At 64.6% G+C, this 25,083-nt stretch carries 19 protein-coding genes; 13 read left to right on the forward strand and 6 right to left on the reverse strand.

Translation table 11 applies throughout. The features are described 5' to 3' along the window. Nucleotides 1–40: 40 nt before the first annotated feature. Entirely contained in the window at nucleotides 41–1,450 is a 1,410-nt protein-coding gene (gene thrC / locus K8U54_RS16360; RefSeq protein ID WP_249906801.1) for a threonine synthase, read from the forward strand. A 246-nt stretch (nucleotides 1,451–1,696) separates the two neighbouring features. Here thrC and K8U54_RS16365 read toward each other — a convergent pair whose 3' ends face one another. After that, complete coding sequence (locus tag K8U54_RS16365; protein ID WP_249906802.1) at nucleotides 1,697–2,419, reverse strand: endonuclease; 723 nt, start codon at nucleotides 2,417–2,419, stop codon at nucleotides 1,697–1,699. Nucleotides 2,420–2,678: 259 nt separating this feature from the next. On the opposite strand from K8U54_RS16365, the gene bacA reads away from it, so the two are divergent. The 8 genes from bacA to K8U54_RS16405 all read left to right on the forward strand — a co-directional run bounded on the left by bacA (nucleotide 2,679) and on the right by K8U54_RS16405 (nucleotide 13,713). Next, nucleotides 2,679–3,293 carry a biofilm formation regulator BacA gene (bacA, locus tag K8U54_RS16370; RefSeq protein WP_249906803.1) on the forward strand — a complete coding sequence of 205 codons (615 nt, stop codon included), beginning with the start codon at nucleotides 2,679–2,681 and terminating at the stop codon, nucleotides 3,291–3,293. Between the two features lie 12 nt (nucleotides 3,294–3,305). Then, nucleotides 3,306–4,001: a PspA/IM30 family protein gene (locus K8U54_RS16375; RefSeq protein WP_249906804.1), complete on the forward strand. Its 696-nt coding sequence runs from the start codon at nucleotides 3,306–3,308 to the stop codon at nucleotides 3,999–4,001. 72 nt (nucleotides 4,002–4,073) lie between these two features. Beyond that, on the forward strand, nucleotides 4,074–4,700 hold the full coding sequence (locus K8U54_RS16380) for an OB-fold-containig protein (protein WP_249906805.1): 627 nt from the start codon (nucleotides 4,074–4,076) through the stop codon (nucleotides 4,698–4,700). A gap of 38 nt (nucleotides 4,701–4,738) precedes the next feature. Further along, on the forward strand, nucleotides 4,739–6,790 hold the full coding sequence (locus K8U54_RS16385; RefSeq protein WP_249906806.1) for a flotillin family protein: 2,052 nt from the start codon (nucleotides 4,739–4,741) through the stop codon (nucleotides 6,788–6,790). 112 nt (nucleotides 6,791–6,902) lie between these two features. Continuing rightward, nucleotides 6,903–7,142, forward strand: a complete 240-nt coding sequence (locus K8U54_RS16390) for a hypothetical protein (protein ID WP_249906807.1) — start codon at nucleotides 6,903–6,905, stop codon at nucleotides 7,140–7,142. 75 nt (nucleotides 7,143–7,217) lie between these two features. Continuing rightward, nucleotides 7,218–12,452 carry a DNA repair ATPase gene (locus tag K8U54_RS16395; protein WP_249906808.1) on the forward strand — a complete coding sequence of 1,745 codons (5,235 nt, stop codon included), beginning with the start codon at nucleotides 7,218–7,220 and terminating at the stop codon, nucleotides 12,450–12,452. 50 nt (nucleotides 12,453–12,502) lie between these two features. Further along, nucleotides 12,503–13,027, forward strand: a complete 525-nt coding sequence (locus K8U54_RS16400; RefSeq protein WP_249910458.1) for a rhomboid family intramembrane serine protease — start codon at nucleotides 12,503–12,505, stop codon at nucleotides 13,025–13,027. A gap of 2 nt (nucleotides 13,028–13,029) precedes the next feature. Further along, entirely contained in the window at nucleotides 13,030–13,713 is a 684-nt protein-coding gene (locus tag K8U54_RS16405) for a phospholipase D-like domain-containing protein (protein WP_249906809.1), read from the forward strand. Here K8U54_RS16405 and K8U54_RS16410 read toward each other — a convergent pair. The 5 genes from K8U54_RS16410 to K8U54_RS16430 form a co-directional block, all read right to left on the reverse strand. Beyond that, the gene (locus tag K8U54_RS16410) at nucleotides 13,710–14,750 is read right to left on the reverse strand and encodes a DUF2157 domain-containing protein (protein WP_249906810.1); all 1,041 of its coding nucleotides are present in this window, start codon (nucleotides 14,748–14,750) and stop codon (nucleotides 13,710–13,712) included. The two genes, K8U54_RS16405 and K8U54_RS16410, sit on opposite strands and share 4 nt — an antisense overlap. A gap of 316 nt (nucleotides 14,751–15,066) precedes the next feature. Next, entirely contained in the window at nucleotides 15,067–16,491 is a 1,425-nt protein-coding gene (gene rhlB / locus K8U54_RS16415) for an ATP-dependent RNA helicase RhlB (protein ID WP_249906811.1), read from the reverse strand. A gap of 368 nt (nucleotides 16,492–16,859) precedes the next feature. Further along, a complete protein-coding gene (locus K8U54_RS16420) occupies nucleotides 16,860–18,023 on the reverse strand; it encodes a dipeptidase (protein WP_249906812.1) in 1,164 nt (387 codons plus the stop codon). 54 nt (nucleotides 18,024–18,077) lie between these two features. Beyond that, a complete protein-coding gene (locus K8U54_RS16425) occupies nucleotides 18,078–19,016 on the reverse strand; it encodes a GGDEF domain-containing protein (protein WP_249906813.1) in 939 nt (312 codons plus the stop codon). Nucleotides 19,017–19,222: 206 nt separating this feature from the next. Further along, the gene (locus tag K8U54_RS16430) at nucleotides 19,223–19,876 is read right to left on the reverse strand and encodes an alpha/beta hydrolase (protein WP_249906814.1); all 654 of its coding nucleotides are present in this window, start codon (nucleotides 19,874–19,876) and stop codon (nucleotides 19,223–19,225) included. A gap of 480 nt (nucleotides 19,877–20,356) precedes the next feature. Here K8U54_RS16430 and K8U54_RS16435 point away from each other — a divergent pair, with 480 nt between their 5' ends. The 4 genes from K8U54_RS16435 to K8U54_RS16450 all read left to right on the forward strand — a co-directional run bounded on the left by K8U54_RS16435 (nucleotide 20,357) and on the right by K8U54_RS16450 (nucleotide 24,511). Further along, nucleotides 20,357–21,385: an amino acid ABC transporter substrate-binding protein gene (locus K8U54_RS16435; RefSeq protein ID WP_070887530.1), complete on the forward strand. Its 1,029-nt coding sequence runs from the start codon at nucleotides 20,357–20,359 to the stop codon at nucleotides 21,383–21,385. Nucleotides 21,386–21,449: 64 nt separating this feature from the next. Then, complete coding sequence (locus tag K8U54_RS16440) at nucleotides 21,450–22,628, forward strand: amino acid ABC transporter permease (RefSeq protein WP_249906815.1); 1,179 nt, start codon at nucleotides 21,450–21,452, stop codon at nucleotides 22,626–22,628. 12 nt (nucleotides 22,629–22,640) lie between these two features. Next, nucleotides 22,641–23,738: an amino acid ABC transporter permease gene (locus tag K8U54_RS16445; RefSeq protein WP_249906816.1), complete on the forward strand. Its 1,098-nt coding sequence runs from the start codon at nucleotides 22,641–22,643 to the stop codon at nucleotides 23,736–23,738. 11 nt (nucleotides 23,739–23,749) lie between these two features. Continuing rightward, entirely contained in the window at nucleotides 23,750–24,511 is a 762-nt protein-coding gene (locus K8U54_RS16450; protein WP_013790176.1) for an amino acid ABC transporter ATP-binding protein, read from the forward strand. The last annotated feature ends 572 nt before the right edge of the window (nucleotides 24,512–25,083 follow it).

Genomic DNA, 25,083 nt, shown 5'->3' on the forward strand with positions numbered 1-25,083 from the left:
CATTCGCGGCGTGGCGCCCCAGACCGAAGGTTTGCAGACCATGCGCTATATCAGCACTCGCGGCCAGGCACCGGCCCTGAATTTCGAAGACGTCCTGCTGGCTGGCCTGGCCACGGACGGCGGCCTGTACGTGCCGGAAAACCTGCCGCGCTTCACCCAGGAGGAGATCGCCTCCTGGGCCGGCTTGCCCTACCACGAGCTGGCCTTCCGGGTGATGCGCCCGTTTGTCACCGGCAGCATCCCGGATGCCGACTTCAAGAAGATTCTCGAAGACACCTACGGCGTGTTCGAGCACGCGGCCGTGGCGCCGTTGCGTCAGTTGAACGGCAACGAGTGGGTGCTCGAGCTGTTCCACGGCCCGACCCTGGCGTTCAAGGATTTCGCCCTGCAGCTGCTCGGCCGCCTGCTCGACTACGTGCTGGCCAAGCGCAACGAGCGCGTGGTGATCATGGGCGCTACCAGCGGTGATACCGGCTCGGCGGCCATCGAAGGCTGCAAGGCCTGCGACAACGTCGACATCTTCATCATGCATCCGCACAACCGGGTGTCCGAAGTGCAGCGCCGGCAGATGACCACCATTCTCGGCGACAACATCCACAACATCGCCATCGAAGGCAACTTCGACGACTGCCAGGAAATGGTCAAGGCCAGCTTTGCCGACCAGGATTTCCTCAAGGGCACGCGCCTGGTGGCGGTCAACTCGATCAACTGGGCGCGGATCATGGCCCAGATCGTCTACTACTTCCATGCGGCGCTGCAGCTGGGCGGGCCGGCGCGTTCGGTGGCCTTCTCGGTGCCGACCGGCAACTTCGGCGACATCTTCGCCGGCTATCTCGCCCGCAACATGGGCCTGCCGGTCAGCCAGCTGATCGTCGCCACCAACCGCAATGACATCCTGCACCGCTTCATGAGCGGCAACGGGTACGCCAAGGGCGAGCTGTACCCGACCCTGTCGCCGTCGATGGACATCATGGTGTCGTCGAACTTCGAGCGGCTGCTGTTCGACCTGCACGGTCGCAACGGCCCGTCGATCGCCGCGCTGATGACCGAATTCCGCCAGACCGGCGGCTTCACCGTCGAAGACGATCGCTGGACCGAAACGCGCAAGCTGTTCGATTCCCTCGCCGTGAGCGACGAGCAGACCTGCCAGACCATCGCCGAGGTCTACGCCGCCACCGGTGAGCTGCTCGACCCGCACACCGCCATCGGCGTGCGTGCCGCCCGCGAGTGCCGGCGCAGCCTGGCCGTGCCGATGGTGGTGCTGGGCACGGCGCACCCGGTCAAGTTCCCGGAGGCCATCGAGAAGTCGGCTGTGAACCTGTCGCCAGCGCTGCCGGCGCATCTGGCTGACCTGTTCGGGCGCGAAGAGCGCTGCACCGTGCTGGCCAATGACCTGGCGGCCGTGCAGCAATTCGTGGCGGCGCACGGTAATCGCGGCAAGCCGTTGTAAGCGATAGGCTGCAATTTGAAAGGCCGGTCACCGAGAGGTGCCGGCCTTTTGTGTTTTAGCGCGTCTCGACTGGCTCCTGTGGAAGCGGGCGGGTGCATGGTTCATATGAAAAAACGCGGGCATGGACTAGGCGTCCCCGCCCGCTCCCACAAAGGCAGACCTGGGGTTTCCAAGTCGTAGGGTGGGCTTCAGTCGTAGGGTGGGCTTTAGCCCACCAACCCAACAGAGCGCTTTTGCCTCCAGGCGCTACCGCCGATTGACCGCCGCCACCGGCGCCTGCTGGCAAAGCCGCTTGTCCAGCTGCCCGACATAGGGGTTGCCCCAGCCCATCACGCAGCCGACCAGCTGGTTGCGCTGGCGCTCCCAGTGTTCGGCGGGGTAGGTCTTGTTCCAGGCGTTGAACAGCTGGCGGTTCTGTTTCGACAGGCGCAGCTGGTAGCGGTCGCTCATGTACAGGTAGGTGCGGGCGATCATGCCGCGAACCTGCTGGCGCGGCATCACCTTGCGGGCCTTGAAGTCCACCACTGTGGGGCAGGCGCCGTACTGGCTGGGCTTTTGCGGCAGCCAGCCGAAGTCATAGTTGCTGCGGTCACCATTGACCTCGCCTATCGCCGGTACCAGGTTGTGCAAGTCGGCCTCGGCGCGGCGGTAGACGCTGTCGTTCTTGCTGCAGTTCTTGCGCCCGCCGTGCTGCCAGCACTGGCGTTGATGACCGATCTGCCAGGCCGGGACGATATGCTCCCATTCGATACGCGCGGCGCGAGTGGCATTCTTGCGTGGCGTGTAGCCGCAGCTTTTCAGGTCGACGCGATTGCCCTTGAAGCTGCAGCCGCAATAGAACTCCACCGACTGGCGCTCGTAGAGGGTCCAGCCGATCTTCTTGGCCTGGCTGAAGCTTTGCGGTGGGGCGGCCTGCAGCGAGGTGCAGAGGGTCAGGCACAGCAGGGCGAGAAGGCTGCGGAACGGCATGCGGCTTTCCTAAAAAGTGGCGCATCATACCGGCTCGTTGCGGTTTGCCAAGGCTGGCCCATTGATGGCGTCTATCCAGATCGCGACCCACCTGCTCTGCGACCCAGTTGGCGAACCGCCAGCCCTTTCTAGGCTAGAGTTGCTGGGTCGATCTCCCCTCGACGGCTTCCAGCGCCTTGCAGATGACCAGGGTCCACCCTTGGATTAAATTACATGTGATGTCTTGAGTTATCACATGTGATGTTCTAGTCTGCGCCTCATGGAAAATAAATCATCTGCCCATTACCAGCGTCTTTTCCGTCAGCGTCTGCGCGAGCAGGGCCTGGTGAAGAAGGAGGTCTGGATTCTGCCCGAGCATGCCCAGAAGCTCTCGGCGGTCGAAAGGAAACTGCGCCAGCCCCAGCCGGAGCTGGCTTCAATGGAGGAGGGGGTGAGCATGCCTCAGGTTTGGACTGCACAAACGTTGTTCGATGCGCTATCGGCGACAGCGCCGTTTGCCGATGGTCGCGCGGCCGTCGAGCTGATCCAGGGTGCCGACGCCAGTCTGCACGTGACCATGAAGGAATACGGCGATCTGCCGCTGTTCATCGCCGTGTTCGGCGACCAGATCGTGGTCGAGGCGCTGCTCTGGCCGGCCAGCGACGTGCGCGACACCGCCGCCTTCAACGAGGAAGTGCTGCGCAGCCACAAGCTGTTCCCGCTGTCCTGCGTGGGGCTCGAAACCCTGCCGGACGGTCAGGCCTGCTACACCATGTTCGGTGCGCTCAGCGCTTCGTCGATCCTGCCCAACGTGGTGCTGGAGATCGAAACCCTGGCGGACAACGTGATCAAGGCGACCGAAGCCTACGAAGACTTCCTCAAGGCCAGTGCATAAGGAGACATGCCCATGAACGTGTGGAGCAAATTGCTGACGGCGCTGCGCGGCGGTGCCAACGAAATGGGCGAGGCCCTGGTCGATGGCCAGGCCTTGCGCATCCTCGATCAGGAAATCCGCGACGCCGATGCCGAGCTGCGCAAATCCAAGGAAGCGCTGGCCGAGATCATGGCCAAGCAGAAGCTGGCCGCCGAGCGCGCCGGCAAGTGCGCCGCCAAGATCGCCGAGTACGAAGCGTACGCGGTCAAGGCGCTGGAGACCGGCAAGGACGACCTGGCTGGCGAAGTGGCCGGCAAGATCGCCAACCTGGAAATCGAACTGGGCAGTGAGCGCGAGCAGGCCGATGCCTATGCGGCCAGCGTGGCCCAGCTGCGCGCGGCGGTGAGCCAGGCGGAAGCCAATATCAAGCGCCTGAAACAACAGGTCGATACCGTCAAGGCCACCGAAAGCGTGCAGAAGGCGCAGATGGCCGTGGCCCAGCGTTATGGTGGCTCCCAGGCCAAGCTGCACACCGCGGTCGAATCGTTGGAGCGCATCAAGCAGCAGCAGGCCGAGCGTGCGGCGAAGATGGAAGCGGCGGCCGAGCTGGCCGAGGCCTCCAACCCTGACCAGTCGCTGGACGCCAAGCTGCGCGCCGCCGGTATCGTCGCCGACAAGAGCAGCGCCGACAGCGTGCTGGCGCGCCTCAAGGACAAGGCCAAGCCCTGACCGCGGGCTGGCTCCTAGCGTCATGAGTGGTGGGGCCGGCAGGCTCCGCCCTGTTTTCAGGGATAGGAAATCATGGAAATCTTCCTGCAGGTCTCGTTGGCGTTCCCGACGGTCATCTTCAGCTTCCTGCTGTGCCTGGCAGTGCTGTACTGGGTCGTCGTCGCGTTCGGCCTGATCGAGATCGACGTGCTCGACGTCGAGGCCGATTCCGCCCTGGAAGGCCCGGCGGCTGCGCTCCTGTCCAAACTCAAGCTGCGCGACGTGCCGCTGACCCTGGTGCTGACGCTGCTGATCTTCTTCGCCTGGTTCATCAGCTATTTCGCCGACCTCTGGCTGCTCAGCCTGCTGCCGCTCGAGTGGCTGCGTTACCCGCTGGGCCTGGTGGTCGCCGCGCTGGCGCTGCTGCTCGCCGTGGCGCCCACCCGCCTGCTGTGCGCGCCATTGCGCCCGCTGTTTCTCAAGCTGGAAGTGACCAGCAGCAAGAGCGTGCTCGGCCAGACCGCCGTGGTGCGCAGCGGGCGGGTGACCGCCAGCCATGGCGAGGCCGTGCTGGAAAACGGCGGCGCCGGGCTGATCCTGCGCGTGCGCGCCGACGAGCAGTTGGGGTTCAAGCGTGGCGACCGTGTCGTTTTACTGGAGTACCTGGAGGCGCAGCACGCCTACCGGGTGATAACCGAGGATGAGTTCCGCGGCATCTGAGCCGTCGGTTCCGTTTGTCTCAAAGGAGATTGAGTGCAATGTACAACCTTCCCCCGTCGCTGATCCCCGTGCTGGTCGGGGTCGGCCTGGTCGCCCTGCTGATCGTCGGCCTGCTGGCCCTGTTCAAGGCCTTCTACATCAAGGTTCCCCAGGGTACCGCACTGATCGTCAACGACATGTCGTCCACGCCCAAGGTGCACTTCACCGGCGCGCTGGTGTACCCGGTCATCCACCTCAAGGAGTTCATGAAGATCTCCCTGATCACCCTGGAAGTCGACCGCCGCGCCAAGGACGGGCTGATCTGCCGCGACAACATGCGCGCCGACATCACCGTGGCCTTCTACCTGCGCGTCAACGAGACCCAGGAAGACGTCCTCAAGGTGGCCAAGGCCATCGGCGTCGAGCGTGCCTCCGATCGTGCGGCGGTCAACGAACTGTTCAATGCCAAGTTCTCCGAGGCGCTGAAGACCGTCGGCAAGCAGTTCGACTTCGTCCAGCTGTTCGAGAACCGCCAGGAATTCCGTGACCGCATCGTCGAGGTCATCGGCAACGACCTCAATGGCTACGTGCTCGAAGACGTGGCCATCGACTACCTGGAACAGACCGCCAAGAGCTCCCTGGACCCGAGCAACATTCTCGACGCCGAAGGTATCCGCAAGATCACCGAGCTGACCGCTGCGCAGAACGTCATCACCAATGACCTGGAGCGTAACGAGGAGCTGGCGATCAAGAAGAAGAACGTCGAAACCCGCGAGGCGACCCTGGCCCTGGAGCGTCAGCAGGCCGATGCCGAAGCGCGGCAGAAGCGTGAGGTGGAGACCATCCGCGCCCGCGAGGAAGCGGAAACCCTCAAGGTGCGCGAAGAAGAGCGCCTGAAGGCCGAGCAGGCGCGCATCCAGACCCAGCAGGAGCTGGACATCCGCGCCGAGAACCACCAGCGCGAAGTGGAAGTGGCCCAGCAGAACCGTCAGCGCGCGGTGGTCATCGAGGTGGAGAAGGTCACCCGTGCCCAGGAGCTGGAAGTGGTGGCCCGCGAGCGCGAGGTCGAGCTGCAGCGCATCGAGAAGGAAAAGGCGCTGGAAGAGGAACGCAAGAACATCGCCGCCGTGGTGCGCGAGCGCGTTGCGGTCGAGAAGACCGTGGCCCAGGAGGAGGAGCGCATCAAGGAAGTGCGCGAGGTCTCCGAAGCCGAGCGCCTCAAGCAGGTCACCGTGCTCAATGCCCAGGCCGAGGCCGAGCAGGAGCTGGTGCGCCAGGTCAAGCAGGCCGAAGCCGACGAAACCCGTTCCAAGCACAAGGCGGTGGAGATCAACAACCTCGCCCAGGCCGAACTGGAAGCCGCGGCCAAGAGCGCCGAGGCCAAGAAGAAGCTCGCCGAAGGCATCGAAGCCGAGCGCGCCGCGCCTGGCCTGGCCGATGCGCGGGTGCGTGAAGTCACCGCCGCGGCCAAGGAGAAGGAAGGTCTGGCCGAAGCCCGCGTACAGGCCGAGCGCCTGATCGCCGAAGCCAAGGGTGAGCAGGAGAAGGGCCTGGCTCAGGCCCGCGTGATCGAAGCGCAGGCCGCCGCCAAGGAGAAGGACGGCCTGGCGGACGCCAAGGTACTGGAAGAGAAGCTGGGCGCCCAGGCGCGCGGCGAGGAGCAACTCGGTGTGGCCAAGGCCAAGGCCACCCAGGATCTGGGTATGGCCGAAGCTCAGGTGTTGCTGGAGCGCCTGAACGCCGAAGCCGAAGGCCTGGGCAAGAAGTTCGGCGCCCTGGATGCACTCAGCGACAACGCCCGCCAGCACGAAGAGTTCCGCATGCAGCTGGAGAAGAGCTTCGAGGAAGCCATGGCCGCCATCGCCGCCAACAAGGACATCGCCAAGGATCAGGCCGAAGTGCTGGCCACCGCGCTGGCCAAGGCGAAGATCGAGATCGTCGGCGGCGAAGGCGACTTCTTCAACTCGTTCGCCAAGTCCCTGTCGGTGGGCAAGGCCATCGAAGGCGTGGTCGGCAAGAGCCCGGTGGTGCAGGACGTGCTCGCGCGTCTGCTGCAGGGCCGCGCCGCTGAAGCCAAACCGGCGACGGTAGGCGACGCGGACGCGGTGTAAACCTGGGTGCCGGCGTCAGCCCGTGCGGGCTGGCGCCGCTCATGGAATTCGGTGCGGGCCGGGCCCGCGCATTCAGGCCGTTATGGCCTGCCTCGATGACAAGGAAAGTGGCATGTCGCAATCAAGAGATCACCTGGAAATGACCTTTCGCAGCATCCAGTGCTTTGCCGATGACGGCCGTCTGGACGCCGCCGAGCTGGGCTCGCTGCTGGACATCGCCGAGCGTGACGGCGTGATCGATGACGACGAGATCCGCGTGCTGACGCGCATCATCGCCCGCATCAAACCCGAGGAACTCGACCCCGCGATGGGCGAGAAACTCGCCGAGATCGCCCGCAAGATCGGTGCCTGAGCACCGCCTCATCCGTTTCGGCCCCGCCCATGACGGGGCCTTGCTTGCAGACCGCGCAGATTCAGGAAGACCATGATGTCGGACGCCCAAGCCGAAAACACCCAGCAGGACATTCTCGACAAGGCCGTGGCCGAAGGCGGCGCCTACGAGGTGCTGCACAAACGCCTGCAGGAGCAGGGCCTGCGCCTGCGCCAGCGCACCGAGGCGCTCAACGAGCAGCGCCTGCAGGAGTTCGGCAGCAGCCAGATGGAAGTGATCGGGCGGGTGCGCATCCGGACCGAGAACAACTGCATCGCCCGCGACATCGTACAGGTCGGCGACTGGCTGCTGTTCGGCTACAACGTGTTCATGGGCCTGAAGAAGGAAACCGCGGTCGCCGACGTGTTCTCCCTCTATCGCCTGGTCGAGGGCAGCGAGGGTTATGAGGCCGAAGCGGTGGCCCTGGACGACACCTTCCTGAGCCAGAGCGGCTTCGTCAACGACTTCAACGAGCTGTACACCTACTACAAGAACACCCGGCTGCTGCAGCTGGCGATCCGCGACGGCAAGCTGCTCGCCAGCTTCCAGATCGGCGAACGGATCACCGACATCCGCGTGTTCCGCTGGTCGCTGTCCCTCGACGGCAAGGACGTGCGCTACATCGACAACCGCGGCGAGCGCGATATCGCGCTGCCCGCACCCTTCGATTTCGAGTGGCAGAAGACCACCCGCGAGATGACGGTCAACGGCCGCCATCCGCACCTGAACATCCTCGACACGGTGTTCGTCGAGACGGTCGGCGGCGACCTGACCATCAAGGTCGAGAACAATACCGAAAGCGGCCAGGGCATTTACCGCGAAGAGGTGATGGACAAGACCCAGTCGCTGGACGATGCGCAGATCGAATACGCCGCCCTGGGCAGCCTGATCCTGCTCAAGGTGCTGCCGTACCGCGAGGAGCAGTGTCGCTACCTGGTGTTCAACCGCCTGACCCGCAAGGTCGAGCGCATCGACGCCATCGGCCTGGCCTGCGTGCAGCTACCCGAAGACCACGGCATCATCTTTCCCGGCGGCTACTACCTGCAGAACGGCGAGCACAAGACCTTCGAGCAGTCGATGGCCGGCATGCGCTTCAAGCGCTCGGTGCGCTCGCCCAACGGCGAGGACGTGCAGTACATCTTCTACCACCCGGGCGAAGGCCGGGCGGTGCTGCTGACCTACAACATGGTCACCCGCCAGCTGCAGAACCCGATCTTCGGCCACGGCTACGCGCGCCTGGAAGACGGGCGCATGGTGATCTTCTCCGCCGAAGGCGATGAGCCGACGCGCATCCACCCCATGCAGGTCTGGCAGACGCCGTTCGAGAGCGAGGAATACGCCGCCCGCCAGCCGGCGCGCAGCGGCTTCTTCGGGCGCATCGGCAATGCCGAGCTGGTGCGCGGGGTCTCCGATCTGTTCAACCTCAGCCGCGAGATCGACAGCCGCGAAGTGTCGGTGGCGCGCTACAGCCTGTTGTGTCAGAACACCCGCCGGCTGTTCGACATCTACCACTGGCTGAGCGACCCGCAGTGCGCCGAACTGGCGCCGCTGCTGCGCGAGATCGCCGCCACCGGCGAGCTGGTGCTCGACGAGTTCGAGAAGGTCGAGAGCATTCGCCAGCAGTCCGCGGCGGCCATGGCCGAGGCCGAAAGCCGCCAGAAGGCCTTGCTGGAAAGCGTGCGCTCGGATACCTGGGACAAGGTCGAGCAATACGTCGAGGCCCTCAATGCGATCACCGCCCAGCGTGGCCAGCTGCTGACCATCCGCGACTACCGCTACATCGACGTGGCGCGCATCGACGCCATGGAAACCGCGCTGCTCGAAGCCCGCGAGCAGACCGCCGCGGCCACCTCGCGCTTTCTGGCCGGCGACGCTGCGCTGCAGCCCTATCACCACGATCTGCAGCTGTTCGACGAGCAGGCGCAGAAGGCCGAGAGCGTCGCGCAACTGGCCGAACCGCTGGCCGGGCTCAACGAGATGGCCGGCAACCTGGACATGCTGTCCGGGCTGATGGCCTCGTTGCAGATCGACGACGCCACCGAACGCACCCGTATCGTCGACGCCATTTCCGAGGTGTATGCCAAGCTCAACCAGGCCAAGGCCCGCGCCGAGCAGCGCCGCAAGGGCCTGGGCTCGGCCGAGACCGTGGCGCAGTTCGGCGCCCAGTTCAAGCTGTTCAGCCAGAGCATCACCAACGCCCTGGCGCTGGCCCAGGACCCGGAGAAGTGTGACGAGCAGTTGTCGCGGCTGCTGGTGCAGCTCGAAGAGCTGGAAAGCCAGTTCGGTGACCACGAACAGTTTCTCGGCGACATCCTGGCCAAGCGCGAGGAGCTGCTGGAAACCTTCGAGGCGCACAAGCAGAGCCTGCTCGACGAGCGTCAACGCAAGGCCCAGGGCCTGCTCGACGCCGCGCGGCGGATTCTCGACAGCCTTGGCCGGCGCACCGCCAAGTTCACCGAGGCCCAGGAACTCAATGCCTTCTTCGCCGCCGACCCACTGATCCTCAAGCTGCGCGAACTGGCCGAGCGCCTGCGCGAGCTCAGGGACAGCGTCAAGGCCGATGACGTCGAGGCGCGCCTCAAAAGCGCCCGCGACCAGGCCGTGCGTGCGCTGCGCGACAAGAGCGAGCTGTTCGAGGCCGGCGGCGACGTCATCAAGCTGGGGCCGCGCCATCGCTTCGCGGTCAATACCCAGGAACTCGACCTGACCCTGCTGCCCCGTGGCGACGGGCTGTTCCTGCACCTGACCGGCACCGACTTTCTCGAGCCGCTGCATGATGCCGAGCTCGACGGCCTGCGCGATTACTGGCAGGTCAGCCTGGAGTCCGAGTCGGCCGCGCTGTACCGCGGCGAGTACCTGGCCGGCCTGGTACTCGACGCGGCGGTGAATAATACCGACGGCCTGAGCCTGGATCAGCTCAAGGTGCATATGAGCCAGCCGGATGAGCTGATCAAGCGTATCCGCGAGTTCGCCGCGCCGCGCTACAAGGAGGGCTACCAGAAGGGCATCCACGACCAGGACGCCATGGCCATCCTGCTGCGTCTGCTGGCGCTGCGCGAAGCGGCCGGCCTGCTCACCTATTCGCCACGGGCCCGCGGCCTGGCGCTGTTCTTCTGGAACCGCTGGCGCGAAGACGTGGAGGCCGCCCACTGGCCGGAGCGTGCCCGTACCTGTGCCAACATCCGCCAGCTGTTCGGTCGCGACGAGGGCATCCGCCAGCTACGCGAGGAAGTGCTCAAGGCGCTGCATGGTTTTATCGTCCGCCACCCGATGCCGTTCGACGCCGCGCTGCAGCGCGAGGCAGCCGAATACCTGGTCGAGGAGCTGACCGCCCCGCGTATCGAATTCGTGGTCAGCAAGTACGCCCGCGACCTGTTCGAGGGTCTGCGCCAGCATCTGCAGGCCGCCCATATGTGGGAGGGCTACCTGCAGGCCCAGGAGCGCCTGCGCGGGCGCCCGGACCAGCGCTGGGCACTGGCCGAAAACTGGTTGCAGGCCTATTGCGCGCAGCAGGGTCAGGAACATCTGCAGGCATACGTCGCCGAGGCCGTGGCCCTGGGCCTGATCGACAGCGACCTGCCGCAGCGCGTCACCGAGGCCGACCTGCAGGTGCGCGTCGAGGGGCTGCTGGGTGATCACCCACGCATCCAGGACGGCACCCTGAGTTTCGCCCTGCACGATTTCTTCCAGCGCCTGCGTCACCATCGCGAAACCTTCCTGCCCGAGTTGCAGCGTTACCAGAGCCTGCGCCAGGAGGTGGTCAACCGCGAGCGCACGGCGCTGCGCCTGAGTGAGTTCAAGCCGCGGCCGCTGTCGTCGTTCGTGCGTAACAAGCTGATCAACGACGTGTACCTGGGCTTCATCGGCGACAACCTGGCCAAGCAGATGGGCACCGCTGGCGAGAACAAACGCACCGACCTGATGGGCCTGCTGATGCTCATCTCGCCGCCCGGCTACGGCAAGACCACGCTGATGGAGTACGTGGCCCATCGCCTGGGGCTGATCTTCATGAAGATCAACGGCCCGGCCCTCGGCCACGAGGTGCGCTCCATCGACCCGGCCCAGGCGCCGGACGCCACCTCGCGCCAGGAGCTGGAAAAGCTCAACCTGGCGCTGGAAATGGGCAACAACGTGATGCTCTATGTCGATGACATCCAGCACACCCACCCTGAATTCCTGCAGAAGTTCATCTCCCTGTGCGACGGCACGCGGCGCATCGAGGGCGTGTGGAAGGGCAAGACCAAGACCTACGACATGCGCGGCAAGAAGTTCTGCGTGGTGATGAGCGGCAACCCGTACACCGAGTCCGGCGACGTGTTCAAGATCCCCGACATGCTCGCCAACCGCGCCGACATCTACAACCTGGGCGACACCCTGGGCGGCATGCAGGAGGCCTTCGCGCTGTCCTACATCGAGAACGGCCTGACCTCCAACCCGGTGCTGGCGCCGCTGGCCACCCGCGACATGGCCGACGTCTACCGCTTCGTCGCCAAGGCCGAGGGCAAGCCGTTCTCCGCCAACGAGCTGTCGCACAGCTACAGCGGCGCCGAGATCAACGAGATCGTCGCCACCCTGCAGCGCCTGATGCAGGTGCGCGACGTGGTCGGCCGGGTCAACCAGCAATACATCATCAGCGCCGCCCAGGCCGACAGCTACCGCACCGAGCCGCCGTTCAAGCTGCAGGGCAGCTACCGCAACATGAACAAGATGGCCGAGAAGATCAGCGCGGTGATGAACGACGCCGAGCTGCTGCAACTGATCGCCGACCACTACCAGGGCGAGTCGCAACTGCTCACCACCGGCGCCGAGGAGAACCTGCTCAAGCTCGCCGAGCTGCGCGGCAACCAGACGCCCGAGCAGGCCGAGCGCTGGGCGCAGATCAAGCGTGACTTCATGCGCAACAAGGCCATGGGCGGCAGCGACTCGGACGTCGGCGCCCGCGTGGTGGCCCAGCTCAACGACCTGGTCGAGGGCGTACGCGGTCTTGCCCGCAGCGAGCCGGCCGCACCAGCGCCTGCCGCCGTGCCCTGGCAGGAACTGCTGGCCGGCCTGGAGCGGTTGCGCGACGTGCCGCCGAAGGTGGAGGTGGCCGTGCAGGCCGCGCCGCAGCCCGGTGTGCAGGCGTTGCTGGAGCGCCTGGCCGATGGCCTGCAGGACGGCGTGCTGCCGCTGATCAATGCCATGGACAAGAAGATCGACATCGACCTGGGCACCCACAAGCGCATGGGCGACATGGCCCAGCAGCTGCGGGAGATCGCCCGGATGATGGGGCAGGGTGGCGAGACGCCGTGACGCTCTGGCTGTTACCGCGCCTGAAGCTGCTGTTCGGCATCGCCGCGGTGATGGTCGTGCTGCAGCTGATCAACAGCCTGGACGGTTACAGCCTCAACCGCTTTGGGCTGATCCCGCGCGAGGTGCAGGCACTGCCAGGCATCCTGCTGGCGCCCTGGCTGCACGGCAGCTGGCTGCACCTGTTCGGCAACCTCAGCGGTTTCATGGTGCTCGGCGCCCTGGCGCTGCTGGAGTCGCGGGGCGAGTTCATCCGCGCCAGCCTGTTCATCATCGTCGCCAGTGGCGTGCTGGTCTGGCTGTTCGGCCGCACCGGCATTCATGTCGGCTCCAGCGGCTGGCTGTTCGGCTTGTGGGGTCTGCTGCTGGGCCGCGCCTGGTTTCGCCGCAGCCTTGCCGACCTGTTGCTGGCGGCGTTAGCGCTGGTGCTGTACGGCGGTTTTTTCTACGGCCTGCTGCCCCAGCAGGGCGTGTCGTTCGAATATCACCTGGCCGGCGCGCTGTGCGGCGGCCTGTATGCCTCATGGCAACGCGGCGGCCCCAAGCGCCGCACCCGGAAACGGACTCGACAGGGTTAAAAATGGATTTCAATCGCCTTGATCAGCACCTGCGTGACAGCCTCACCGACCTCAAGCTCAGCAACGAGGAGCGCGACGAGCTACGCGAGCTGGGCAACGACCTGACGCCCGACCACGTGCGCTATATGCGCAACCGCGCCTTCGACCTGGTGCGCGAACTAGTCGGCAACCCGGACAATGCCGTGCCGGCCCTGAAGTGGCTGGAGCAGGTGATCAAGACCCTGGAGGTGCGCTGCTCACCGCTGCGCGGGCAGTGCAGTGCGCATTTCAGCCCGGGTGAAAGCTGCCGCCAGCGCATTCGCGACCTGTGCCGCAACGCCAGGAAATCGGTGGACGTGTGCGTGTACACCATTTCCGACGACCTGCTCAGCGACGAGCTGATCGCGGTGCACCGCCGCGGCCTGGCTGTGCGCATCATCAGCGATAGCGAAAAACGCTTCGACGTGGGCAGCGACATCCAGCAGCTGATCGATGCCGGCGTGCCGCTGCGCATCGACAACAGCCCCTTTCACATGCATCACAAGTTCGCTCTGTTCGATGGCCGCCTGCTGCTCAACGGCAGCTTCAACTGGACGCGCAGTGCCAGCACCAGCAACGAGGAGAACCTGCTGGTGACCGACGATCCCCACCTGGTCGCCGAGTACCGCCGCGAGTTCGAGATGCTTTGGGAGCGCTACCGGCCCTAGCGGCGCAGCGCCGGCAGAAGTGCCAGGAGACCCGCTGGTAGCTGCCGGCGCAACGCCTCGCTCATCGCCTCCCGGCGTTTCTGGTAGAGCAGGCCGAGGCCCATCACGCCCAGGCCGATCAGGCTGACTACGACGGGGAACAGCAGCGAGTCCTCGAACACGTTGTGGGCCAGGTAGCCGAGATAGCCGGCCACGCCCAGGGCGCCGAAGACCATGAACAGTGGACGGCGCAGCAGGATCGACAGGCCGATCAGGCCCAGGTTGATCAGGCAGTAGAGCGCCTTGCCCAGTTGGCTGCCGCTGTCCATCAGGCTCAGGCCACCCCAGAATGCCGTCAGCCCGGCCAGGTAGCCCCAGAAGGCGAAATCCTGTTTGCTGCGCCCGTCCACCAGCAGGCTGACGAGCAGGATCACCAGGCCGAACCACAGCGATACCTCGCGGCGCTGCTCCCAATTGAAGTACTCACCGTGCAGCAGCTCGCTCAAGTCCATGGACATGAACCACAGCGCCACGGCGATCGGCATGACGATGAACGGGAAGGGCAGCAGGCGCAGCACCAGTAAGCCGGCCAGCACCGTGGCCACCTCCATGACCAGCCAGCCGCCCTGCACGTAGCGGTAGTAGTCGACGTAGTCCGACTGCGCGTCATCCAGGGGCCACAGGCCCAGCAGCCTTTGTGCGGCGAACACCACCAGCGGCGTCAGGCTCACCGCCACGGCGCCGAGCAGGCCGCCGGGAATCGGCAGGCCGCGGCGCCACAGGCTGCGCCCGCAGAGCAGGAACAGCAGCAGATAAGCCGTGCTGATCACCAGCAACGCCAGGTCGCCGATATTCATCCAGGCTTCGGTAAGCAGCCAACCCATGGCGGCCATGATCAGCAGGGCGCCGAAGTAATAAGCGATATGGGAGAGCTGGAAGCTGGAGCGCTCAGTGGGGATCTGCTGCAGAAAGGCTAGCAGCGCCTGGTCCTGGCCGGGCTGCAGGACGCCGGCCTGAACGGCGCGGCTGAGGTCACTGGAATCAACATTCAGCTTCATGGGCGTGGCCGTCCTCTCTTAGGAGCCTGTTCACGATTCTTATGTGCCTAAAAAGCGGCAAGTACAAAAGCGGCCGTTCGTACTGCGATTTCAAACCTGCTCACATCGGTGGGCTGAAGCGGATCGCCGCCCGGCCCACCCTACGAGGCTGGCACTATCGGTAGGGTGGGCTTTAGCCCACCACTGCAAATGATCGCTTGCGCCAACTAGCCGTCGAAATCAACAAACTTGTACTCAAGAATCATGAACGGGCGCTTAGGGTCGCTGCCCGGAAACTGCAGCGGCGCGCCCAGGCATTGCACCTGGGCGTGTTCGATCAATGCTTGCGCGGTACGGCCTTGAGCAGCTCGTCCGGCGGCATTTCGCAGTGGATCTTGCGGCCGATCAGCTCTTCGATCGGGGGCAGGGCGAAGGCGTCGTCCTCACCGGCGAAGCTGATCGAGGTGCCGCTGGTGCCGGCGCGGCCGGTACGGCCAATGCGGTGCACATAGTCGTCCGGGTCTTCCGGCAGGGTGAAGTTGATCACGTGGCTGATGCCGTCGACATGGATGCCGCGGCCGGCCACATCGGTGGCAACCATGACGCGGATCTTGCCCTCGCGAAAACCTTCCAGGGCGCGAATGCGCTTGTGCTGGGGGATGTCGCCGGACATCTGTACCGCGCTGATACCGTCACGGGTCAGGCGTTCCTCGATACGGCGCACTTCGTCCTTGCGGTTGGCGAAGACCATTACCCGGGTCCAGTCGTTCTGCACGATCAGGTTGTAGAGCAGCTTGTACTTGTCCGCCGAGGCGACGGCGTAGACGTGCTGTTCGACGGTGTCGCTGGCGACGTTTTCCGGCTCGATCTCGACGATGGCCGGGTTGGTGGTCCATTGCTTGGCCAGGTTCATCACGTCTTCGGTGAAGGTGGCGGAGAACAGCAGGGTCTGGCGCTCGCCCTTCATCGGGGTCTGGCGGATGATCTGGCGGACTTGGGGGATGAAGCCCATGTCGAGCATGCGGTCGGCTTCGTCGAGCACCATCACCTCGACCATGTCCAGGTGCACTTCGCCGCGCTGGTTGAAGTCCAGCAGGCGCCCCGGCGTAGCCACCAGAATGTCGCAAAAGCGCGACTCCAGCTGCTTGAGCTGCTTGTCGAAGTCCATGCCACCGACGAAGCTCATCACGTTGAGGCCGGTGTACTTGGTCAGCTCCTTGGCGTCGTTGGCGATCTGCACCACCAGCTCGCGGGTCGGCGCGATGATCAGCGCCCGCGGCTCGCCCATGTAGCGATCCTTGGGCGGCGGGGTCTGCTGCAGCTGGGTGATGATCGAGATCAGGAAGGCGGCGGTCTTGCCGGTGCCGGTCTGGGCGCGGCCGATGGCGTCCTGGCCCTTGAGCGTGTAGCCCAGTACGCCGGCCTGGATCGGCGTGCAGTACGGAAAGCCCAGGTCGTGGATGGCGTGCATCAGCTCCGGCGACAGCTTGAAGTCGTGGAAGCGTGTCTTGCCAGGGGCGGGTTCGACCTTGAAATCCTCGAGCTTCCAGGTGTCGACCGGCTTGGGCGCACGTTCGCGGCGCGGCTTGGCGGGTTTGCTCTGGGGCTTCTGTTCGGCGCTGACTGCTTCTTTGGGCGGGCGCGGCTGGCGCTCCTCGCGGGGAGCGGCGGCGGGAGGCGAAGTGGCTTCGAGGCTCGGGGAGACTGAGCTGTGTGGCTCATTTTCGGCTTTGCCGAATATTTTTTTGAGTGCTTTGAGCACGGTCATCTCGTCGATTGATTAAGGAATGAACGCCAGGGTCTGTTGCCGTTTCAGCGCGAGCCGCGTTGCCGCGAGAAATCTCGCCAGGCTAGGCGGAGGACGCAGGGAATGGTTGTTCCCTTGCCAAGTCCTCCAACAACGCATGGCGAGATTTCTCGCGCAACCCGCAGGGCCGGGCCCGTTTTGCCGCGATACTACGTTTCTCGCCGACTCATTTAGCCAGCTAAACTTCGCGGCTCGTGCCTTGCCTCGCGGCAAAACGGGCTCCGGCGCGGCTGTGCGTGAAGCGGCAACAGACCCTTGCCAGTGTAAAGCAAGACGCGGGCAGGGCGAAGTACTCTGCCACCGCCGTCATGCGTGGCTGTCGATCAGTTCCCGGGCAGGCTGGCGAGTAGCAGGCGCTGGACGTTGCCGCCCATGATCGCGGCGATGTCGGCGCGGCTGAAGCCGGCGCCGAGCAGACCTTCGGTCAGCTGGGCCAGGCCGGTGACATCGAAGGGGGCGTGGATGGTGCCGTTGAAGTCCGAGCCCAGGGCTAGGTGCTTGACGCCCACCAGGTCGGCCGTGTAGCGGATCGCCTTGACGATGGCCGCCACCGAGGTGGCGCACACCGCCGTGTCCCAGTAGCCGATGCCGATCACCCCACCGGTCGCGGCGATGGCGCGGATATGCCGGTCGCTGAGGTTGCGGGTGCCGGGGCAGGTGCCCTCGACGCCGCCGTGGGACACCAGCACCGGGCGCGTGGCCATGGCCAGCACGTCGTCCATCAGCGGGCGCGAGGCGTGGGCCAGGTCGATGAGCATGGATTTATCTTCCAAACGCGCGACGACCTGGCGGCCGAACGGTGTCAGCCCGCCCTTGTCCAGGCCGTGGGCCGAGCCGCCGACCTCGTTGTCGAAGAAATGGGTCAGGCCGGCCATGCGAAAGCCGGCATCGTAGAGCCGGTCGAGGTTTTCCAGCCGGCCCTCCAGCGGGTGCAGGCCTTCGGTAGCCAAGAGGGTGGCGACGCGCTGCGGGTCCTGCTTCCAGGCCTGCAGAAAGTCCGTCAGATCCTCGCGCGTGCGGATCTGCACCAGGCGGCCGTCGCTGCCGGCAGCCGCTTCGCGCAGTTTCTCGGCCTGGTACAGGGCGCGCTGCAGCAGGCTGTTCCAGGTCGCCCGCGGCCAGCGCTGGGCCATGGCGAGCAGGGTGATGGTGTCGCTGTCGGCGCCGTTGCTTTCGTAGTTCAGGCCGCGCGGCGATTGGGTGACCGTGGAAAACACCTGCAACCCGACGCGCCCGTCGAGCATGCGCGGCAGGTCCGAGTGGCCGTGGCTGTAGCGTTTGAGCAGATCACGCTCCCAGAGCAGGGCGTCGTCGTGCAGGTCGGCGATGAACAGGGTGCCGTGCAGGCGCGTGGCGGCCTGGCTGGCCGGATAGGGCGCCGGGGATTCGACGCTGTTCATGCGTCGGTCGAGCACGCCCGGCAGGGTGAAGAACACCGCGGCGGCAAGACCCAGGGCAATCGGGACGATGAGCAGGCGCTTGCGCATGGGGGGCGTTCCACAAAAACGGTGGCCGTCAGCTTGTCACGCGCTCACGGCAATTCAATGACAGAGTCGGTTGCGACCGCTGTTCTTGGCCTGGTAGAGGGCCTTGTCGGCCCGGGCGATGAGGCTGGCGAGGCCATCGCGGGCATGCAGCTGGGCCAGTCCCAGGGAGATGGTCACGCCGGGCTGGGCGCCCAGGGGCGAATAGAAGGAGCCGATGCGTTCCAGGCTCTCGCGCAGGCGCTCGGCCACCTCGACGGCCTGCTGCAGCGCCAGCTCGGGCAACAGCACCACGAATTCCTCGCCGCCATAGCGCACCAGGCTGTCCCGGGCCCTGAGCTGGCGGCGCAGGGTATGGGCAACCAGGCACAGCGCATAATCGCCGGCCAGGTGGCCGTGCTGATCGTTGTAATCCTTGAAGTGGTCGACGTCGAGCATCAGCAGGCACAGCGGCTGCTTGTCGATCACGCAGCGCGCCCGCTCGCGCTCGAACACGTGCTCCAGCCAGCGGCGGTTGAAGGCGCCGGTGAGCTTGTCGACGTTGGCATTCTGTTCGCTGTTGATCAGCTGCCGGTTGCCCTGGCGCACGCGGTCGCAGAGTACCTTGAGCAGGTTGTGCATCATCTGCGGCGATTGCTGGAACAGCGAGTTGAGCGCGTCGCGGTGCAGGCGCAGCACGCTGCTGGGCTCGGTGGCCACCACGTAGGCGCTGGGGTGCTCGTTATCGAGGAAGCTGATCTCGCCCGCACAGTCGCCGGGACCCAGGGTGGTGACCGGCTGGTTGTCCAGCGAGCCCAGGTACACCTTGAGGCTGCCGGTGACGACTATATAAAGGTACTGGTTGCGGTCGAACGGCGAGAGCAGCACTTCGGCCGCGTCCAGCTCGCAGGGGCGAAAGGCGTCGAGCAGTCGGTTGAGGCTACCCAGCGCGACATTGTCGAACAGGCGCAGCTGGCGAATCTGCTGCAGGTCGGTTTGCCAGTGGGCCGCCTTCATGGCATCAGCATCCTTGCTCGAAACGCCTAACGATGCGCATCGCTAACGCTCCCATGGGTCGATGACGGCGTTCGTAATCAATGAACGGGTCTCATTGCCGTGACAGTAGCGTTCGCCACCCGGGCTGACAATCGTCTTGCGACCTGCGCACGACCGGCGGCACGGGGACTGTGAAGGCCGTCACAGGCGCGCCGCCAAAAGCCGCGTTACAGACGGGCGGAGAGCCAGGCGGCGATATCCCGGATCTCCTGCGGTAACACTTCGTGGGCCATCGGATACTCCTGCCAGTCCACACAGACGCCACGGCTGTGCAGCCAGTCGTGAGCGGTACGGCCCATGCTCGGCAGCACCACGCCGTCCTGGGTGCCGTGCAGGCAGCAGACCGGTATGCCGCGCTGGATGTCGCTCAACTGCACGTCCTCCGAGAAGGTTGGCGAATAGGTCGAAAGCGCCAGCACGCCGCCCAGCGGCCCCTCCCAGCGCAGGAAGGCGCTGTGCAGCACCACCGCGCCGCCCTGGGAAAAACCGGCCAGGAAGATGCGCTGCGGGTCGATGCCGTCATCGCGCTGCGCCTCGATCAGCGCGATGACCTGCTGGGCCGACTGCTCGAGCTGCTCGCGATCGATGGCCCTGGCCGGGCTCATGGCCAGAATGTCGTACCAACTGGGCATCGCGTAGCCACCGTTGATGGTCACCGCCCGGGTGGGCGCCTGGGGCAGTACGAAGCGCGTGCTGCGCAGCGATTGCTGCAGGACCTCGGCGACCGGCTGGAAATCGAAGCGGTCGGCGCCCAGACCGTGCAGCCAGATGACGCACGAATCGGCGGGAAGTGGGGGCTGCAGTAGCAATGTGGTATCCATGTGTTGCTCCAATGTGGGGCCTGTGCATTGTTTTGGTGCGTGACTGTTTTCCGTCACTGTACTGATCCATGAACTAGATGTCGCAAGATTACAACTTTGCCCCCTTGACCCGCCTCTCTCGCGGGTAAAAACAGCCTGTGGTATGGCCTTTGCTATAGAGCAGGAGACTGATGTCGCCGGCCTGGCGTGGTAACACCACAGCAGGCCGCGGAGCAGACGGGAAAGCCGATTTGATGGGTTTCCAAAAGGTTCGCCGGGCGCTGCATGCCCGTCGATGTGCAAATTCGCGATCCGTCTCGAGCCCGTTCACCAACGGGCTGGTGCCAGCGCCGAAGGCCTGCTCTCGAACAGGTCGGGGTACTGGCGCCGAGGTCTGGTCACCGGTCTACACTGTTGCTGCCAATAGTGACGACATGCCCCAAAAGGGTACGGCGATCGGGCTGAGACTCCAACACAACAAAAGCAACCGGAGAATGTTCAATGAAGATGGTTAAAACCACCCTGGCGATGTTGACCGCCGCCGCCGTTCTGGGCGCTGCAGGCATGGCTCACGCCGGTGCTACCCTGGACGCCGTAAAGAAGAAGGGCTTTGTACAGTGTGGCGTCAGTGACGGCTTGCCGGGTTTCTCGGTGCCGGATGAGAAGGGCAACTACCAGGGCATCGACGTCGATATCTGCCGCGGTGTGGCCGCTGCAGTACTGGGCGACGCGACCAAGGTCAAGTACAGCCCGCTGACCGCCAAGGAGCGTTTCACCGCCATTCAGTCCGGTGAAGTCGATGTGCTGTCGCGCAACACCACCTGGACCAGCTCCCGCGACGGCGGCATGGGCCTGGTGTTCACCGGCGTGACCTACTACGACGGCATCGGCTTCCTGGTCAACAAGAAGCTGGGCGTTGCCAGCGCCAAGGAACTCGATGGCGCGACCATCTGTATCCAGGCGGGCACCACCACCGAGCTGAACGTCTCCGACTACTTCCGCTCGAACGGCCTGAAATACACCCCGATCACCTTCGACACCTCCGACGAGAGCGCCAAGTCGCTGGAAGCCGGCCGTTGCGACGTGCTGACCTCCGACCAGTCGCAGCTGTACGCACAGCGCATCAAGCTGGGCGCGCCGGATGACTGGGTGGTACTGCCGGAAGTGATCTCCAAGGAGCCGCTGGGCCCGCTGGTTCGTCGTGGCGACGAAGACTGGATGGCTATCGTCAAGTGGACCCTGTTCGCCATGCTCAACGCCGAAGAGCTGGGTGTCGACTCCAAGAACGTCGAAGCCCTGGCCAAGGAAACCAAGAACCCTGACGTCGCCCGTATGCTGGGTGCCGACGGCGAGTACGGCAAGGACCTGAAACTGCCGAAGGACTGGGTCGTCCAGATCGTCAAGCAGGTCGGTAACTACGGTGAAGTGTTCGAGCGCAACATCGGCAAGGGCAGCGAGCTGAAAATCGAGCGTGGTCTCAACGCTCTGTGGAACAAAGGCGGTCTGCACTACGCTCCTCCAGTGCGTTGATTGACCTGTCGCCCGGCAGTGCACTGCCGGGCGATTTTCGTTCCGTTATACCTGGGGCATTCCCATGCAGAAAAACATCGGCGCACCGCAGGGGTTCTCCCTTAGCGATCCACGTGTGCGCGCCTGGCTATTCCAGATCATTACCGTTGTGGCCGTGGTCGCAATGGGCTGGTTCCTGTTCAGCAATACACAGACCAACCTGCAACACCGGGGCATCACCTCGGGCTTCGATTTCCTCGAGCGCAGTGCCGGCTTCGGCATCGCCCAGCACCTGATCAGCTACACCGAAGCGGACAGCTATGCCCGCGTCTTCGTGATCGGCCTGCTCAACACCCTGCTGGTGTCCTTCATCGGCATCGTGCTGGCCACCATCCTCGGCTTCGTCATCGGTGTCGCGCGCCTGTCGCCGAACTGGATGATCAGCAAGCTGGCGACCGTCTACATCGAGATCTTCCGCAACATTCCGCCGTTGCTGCAGATTCTCTTCTGGTACTTCGCCGTGCTGCTGCCGCTGCCCGGCCCACGTGCCAGCATCAACCTGGGCGACAGCTTCTTCCTCAGCAACCGTGGCCTGAACATGCCCGCTGCCGAGGCGACTGGTGCCTTCTGGCCATTCGCGATCGGCCTGGTGGTCACCGTCGTGGCCATCGCGATGATGACCCGCTGGGCCAACAAGCGCTTCGAAGCCACCGGCCAGCCGTTCCACAAGTTCTGGGTCGGCCTGGGCATGGCGATCGTCATCCCCACCCTGGTTGCCCTGGTTTTCGGCAGCCCGCTGCACTGGTCGGTACCGGAGCTCAAGGGCTTCAACTTCGTCGGCGGCTGGGTGATGATCCCCGAACTGCTGGCGCTGACCATCGCGCTGACCGTCTACACCGCGGCGTTCATCGCCGAAAACGTGCGTTCCGGGATCAACTCGGTGAGCCACGGCCAGACCGAAGCCGCCCGCTCCCTGGGCCTGCGCCCCGGCCCGACGCTGCGCAAGGTGATCATTCCCCAGGCCATGCGGGTGATCATTCCGCCGCTGACCAGCCAGTACCTGAACCTGGCGAAGAATTCGTCTCTGGCCGCCGGTATCGGCTACCCGGACATGGTGTCGCTATTCGCCGGTACCGTACTCAACCAGACCGGTCAGGCCATCGAGGTGATCGCCATCACCATGAGCGTCTACCTGGCGATCAGTATCAGCATTTCCCTGCTGATGAACTGGTACAACAAGCGCATCGCGCTGATCGAGCGGTGAGGACCTAGCGCAATGAGCACTCATACTTTCAAACCGGATCTGCCGCCACCGAGCGCCAGCGTTGGCGCGCTCGCCTGGATGCGCAGCAACCTGTTCTCCAGCTGGCTCAATACGCTGCTGACCGTGTTCGCCATCTACCTCATCTGGCTGATGGTGCCGCCGCTGCTCAAGTGGGCGGTCATCGACGCCAACTGGGTGGGCACCACCCGCGCTGATTGCACCAAGGAGGGCGCCTGCTGGGTGTTCATCCAGGCGCGTTTCAGCCAGTTCATGTACGGCTTCTACCCCAGCGAACTGCGCTGGCGCGTGGACCTGACCGCGGTACTGGCGATCGTTGGCGCCGCACCGCTGTTCATCTCCAGGTTCCCGCGCAAGGCCGTTTACGGCATCGCCTTCCTGGTGATCTATCCGGTCGTCGCCTGGTGCCTGCTGCACGGTGGCGTGTTCGGCCTGGACACCGTGGCGACCAGCCGTTGGGGCGGTCTGATGCTGACCCTGGTGATCGCCGCCGTCGGTATCGCCGGTGCACTGCCGCTGGGCATCCTGCTGGCGCTGGGGCGTCGCTCCAACCTGCCGGCGGTGAAGGTGGTCTGCGTGACCTTCATCGAGTTCTGGCGGGGTGTGCCGCTGATCACCGTGCTGTTCATGTCCTCGGTGATGCTGCCGCTGTTCCTGCCCGAAGGCATGAGCTTCGACAAGCTGATGCGCGCACTGATCGGCGTGATCCTGTTCCAGTCGGCCTACATCGCCGAAGTGGTACGCGGTGGCCTGCAGGCGATTCCCAAGGGGCAATACGAGGCAGCCGGCGCCATGGGCCTGGGCTACTGGCGGATGATGGGTCTGGTGATCCTGCCGCAAGCGCTCAAGCTGGTGATCCCGGGCATCGTCAACACCTTCATCGCCCTGTTCAAGGACACCAGCCTGGTGATCATCATCGGCCTGTTCGACCTGCTCAACAGCGTCAAGCAGGCGGCTGCCGACCCGGCGTGGCTGGGCATGGCGACCGAGGGCTATGTGTTCGCCGCCCTGATTTTCTGGATTTTCTGTTTCGGTATGTCCCGCTATTCCCTCCATCTGGAGAGAAAGCTGGACACTGGCCACAAGCGTTAGGAGTTACGTAGATGAGCGAAGCAAACAAGCAACCCAGCGCCGAGCCGATCATTCAGTTGCAGGGCGTGAACAAGTGGTACGGCCAGTTCCACGTTCTCAAGGACATCAACCTGGACGTGCGTCAGGGCGAGCGCATCGTGCTGTGCGGCCCGTCGGGTTCGGGCAAGTCGACCACCATCCGCTGCATCAACCGCCTGGAAGAACACCAGGCCGGTCGCATCGTGGTCGATGGCACCGAGCTGACCCGCGACCTCAAGGACATCGAAACCGTGCGCCGCGAAGTGGGCATGGTGTTCCAGCACTTCAACCTGTTCCCGCACCTGACCGTGCTGCAGAACTGCATCCTGGCGCCGATGTGGGTACGCAAGATGCCCAAGCGCAAGGCCGAGGAAATCGCCATGCACTACCTGGAGCGCGTACGCATCCCGGAGCAGGCGCACAAGTACCCGGGGCAGCTGTCCGGTGGTCAGCAGCAGCGTGTGGCCATCGCCCGCGCCCTGTGCATGAAGCCCAAGATCATGCTGTTCGACGAGCCGACCTCGGCTCTCGACCCGGAAATGGTCAAGGAAGTACTGGACACCATGATCGGCCTGGCGCAGGACGGCATGACCATGCTCTGCGTGACCCACGAGATGGGCTTCGCCCGCACTGTGGCCGACCGCGTGATCTTCATGGACAAGGGCGAGATCGTCGAACAGGCCGAGCCGAACGCCTTCTTCGACAACCCGCAGAACGAGCGTACCAAGCTGTTCCTGGGGCAGATTCTGCACTGAGAACGGGCGGGCAGGGCGCAGGCATCGGTCTGCGTAATGAGCGAAATGAAAAAACGCCGGGGCTCATGCCCGGCGTTTTTTTTGGTTCTTGACATTGTTTGGGCAGCGGGCGGGTTAACACCAGACTGGCAAATAAGTGTTCGCTGTCGATGATTTGGCACTCTCCATTAACCCGCCGCCTGGCCTGTTGGGTTTCGCCCCTTACGGGCGAGTCACTTTCTCTTGCTTGCCCAAGAGAAAGTAACCAAAGAGAAGGGCACCCCACCATCCGGCCCCGGCTGCGCCGGGGTTCCCTCGCTCCATCACTGTTCCAGGGGCACGCTGCGAAGGGCCATCCCTGGCCCATCGCAGCTCTCGCGGCATCCATGCCGCTCAACCCCTTACACAGCGATTCCACTCGGCCTCCTGAAGGGGACTTGGGCGTCGCCTGTGCGATCGCAGCCCAAGCGAACAATTCTCCGCCGGGAGGCGACTCACCGGCACAAGCATGTCGCTGGCCTGCCATGGCGTACTGCCTTCGGCGAGTACGCCCAGTCTGAAACGATGTAACCCTATACTAGGACCTTTTGGGC

The sequence above is a fragment of the Pseudomonas fulva genome (assembly GCF_023517795.1).
Classification (GTDB): Bacteria; Pseudomonadota; Gammaproteobacteria; order Pseudomonadales; family Pseudomonadaceae; genus Aquipseudomonas; species Aquipseudomonas fulva_D.

What these genes read in the sequence shown, in the direction of transcription:
- thrC (WP_249906801.1), top strand. Translation starts at nt 41, where the DNA reads ATGCGCTATATCAGCACTCGCGGCCAGGCACCGGCCCTGAATTTCGAA.
- K8U54_RS16405 (WP_249906809.1), top strand. Translation starts at nt 13,030, where the DNA reads ATGGATTTCAATCGCCTTGATCAGCACCTGCGTGACAGCCTCACCGAC.
- K8U54_RS16385 (WP_249906806.1), top strand. Translation starts at nt 4,739, where the DNA reads ATGTACAACCTTCCCCCGTCGCTGATCCCCGTGCTGGTCGGGGTCGGC.
- K8U54_RS16425 (WP_249906813.1), bottom strand. Translation starts at nt 19,016, where the DNA reads ATGAAGGCGGCCCACTGGCAAACCGACCTGCAGCAGATTCGCCAGCTG.
- K8U54_RS16435 (WP_070887530.1), top strand. Translation starts at nt 20,357, where the DNA reads ATGAAGATGGTTAAAACCACCCTGGCGATGTTGACCGCCGCCGCCGTT.
- K8U54_RS16445 (WP_249906816.1), top strand. Translation starts at nt 22,641, where the DNA reads ATGAGCACTCATACTTTCAAACCGGATCTGCCGCCACCGAGCGCCAGC.
- K8U54_RS16420 (WP_249906812.1), bottom strand. Translation starts at nt 18,023, where the DNA reads ATGCGCAAGCGCCTGCTCATCGTCCCGATTGCCCTGGGTCTTGCCGCC.
- K8U54_RS16390 (WP_249906807.1), top strand. Translation starts at nt 6,903, where the DNA reads ATGTCGCAATCAAGAGATCACCTGGAAATGACCTTTCGCAGCATCCAG.
- K8U54_RS16395 (WP_249906808.1), top strand. Translation starts at nt 7,218, where the DNA reads ATGTCGGACGCCCAAGCCGAAAACACCCAGCAGGACATTCTCGACAAG.
- K8U54_RS16450 (WP_013790176.1), top strand. Translation starts at nt 23,750, where the DNA reads ATGAGCGAAGCAAACAAGCAACCCAGCGCCGAGCCGATCATTCAGTTG.
- K8U54_RS16380 (WP_249906805.1), top strand. Translation starts at nt 4,074, where the DNA reads ATGGAAATCTTCCTGCAGGTCTCGTTGGCGTTCCCGACGGTCATCTTC.
- K8U54_RS16400 (WP_249910458.1), top strand. Translation starts at nt 12,503, where the DNA reads ATGGTCGTGCTGCAGCTGATCAACAGCCTGGACGGTTACAGCCTCAAC.
- K8U54_RS16440 (WP_249906815.1), top strand. Translation starts at nt 21,450, where the DNA reads ATGCAGAAAAACATCGGCGCACCGCAGGGGTTCTCCCTTAGCGATCCA.
- bacA (WP_249906803.1), top strand. Translation starts at nt 2,679, where the DNA reads ATGGAAAATAAATCATCTGCCCATTACCAGCGTCTTTTCCGTCAGCGT.
- K8U54_RS16375 (WP_249906804.1), top strand. Translation starts at nt 3,306, where the DNA reads ATGAACGTGTGGAGCAAATTGCTGACGGCGCTGCGCGGCGGTGCCAAC.
- K8U54_RS16410 (WP_249906810.1), bottom strand. Translation starts at nt 14,750, where the DNA reads ATGAAGCTGAATGTTGATTCCAGTGACCTCAGCCGCGCCGTTCAGGCC.
- K8U54_RS16365 (WP_249906802.1), bottom strand. Translation starts at nt 2,419, where the DNA reads ATGCCGTTCCGCAGCCTTCTCGCCCTGCTGTGCCTGACCCTCTGCACC.
- K8U54_RS16430 (WP_249906814.1), bottom strand. Translation starts at nt 19,876, where the DNA reads ATGGATACCACATTGCTACTGCAGCCCCCACTTCCCGCCGATTCGTGC.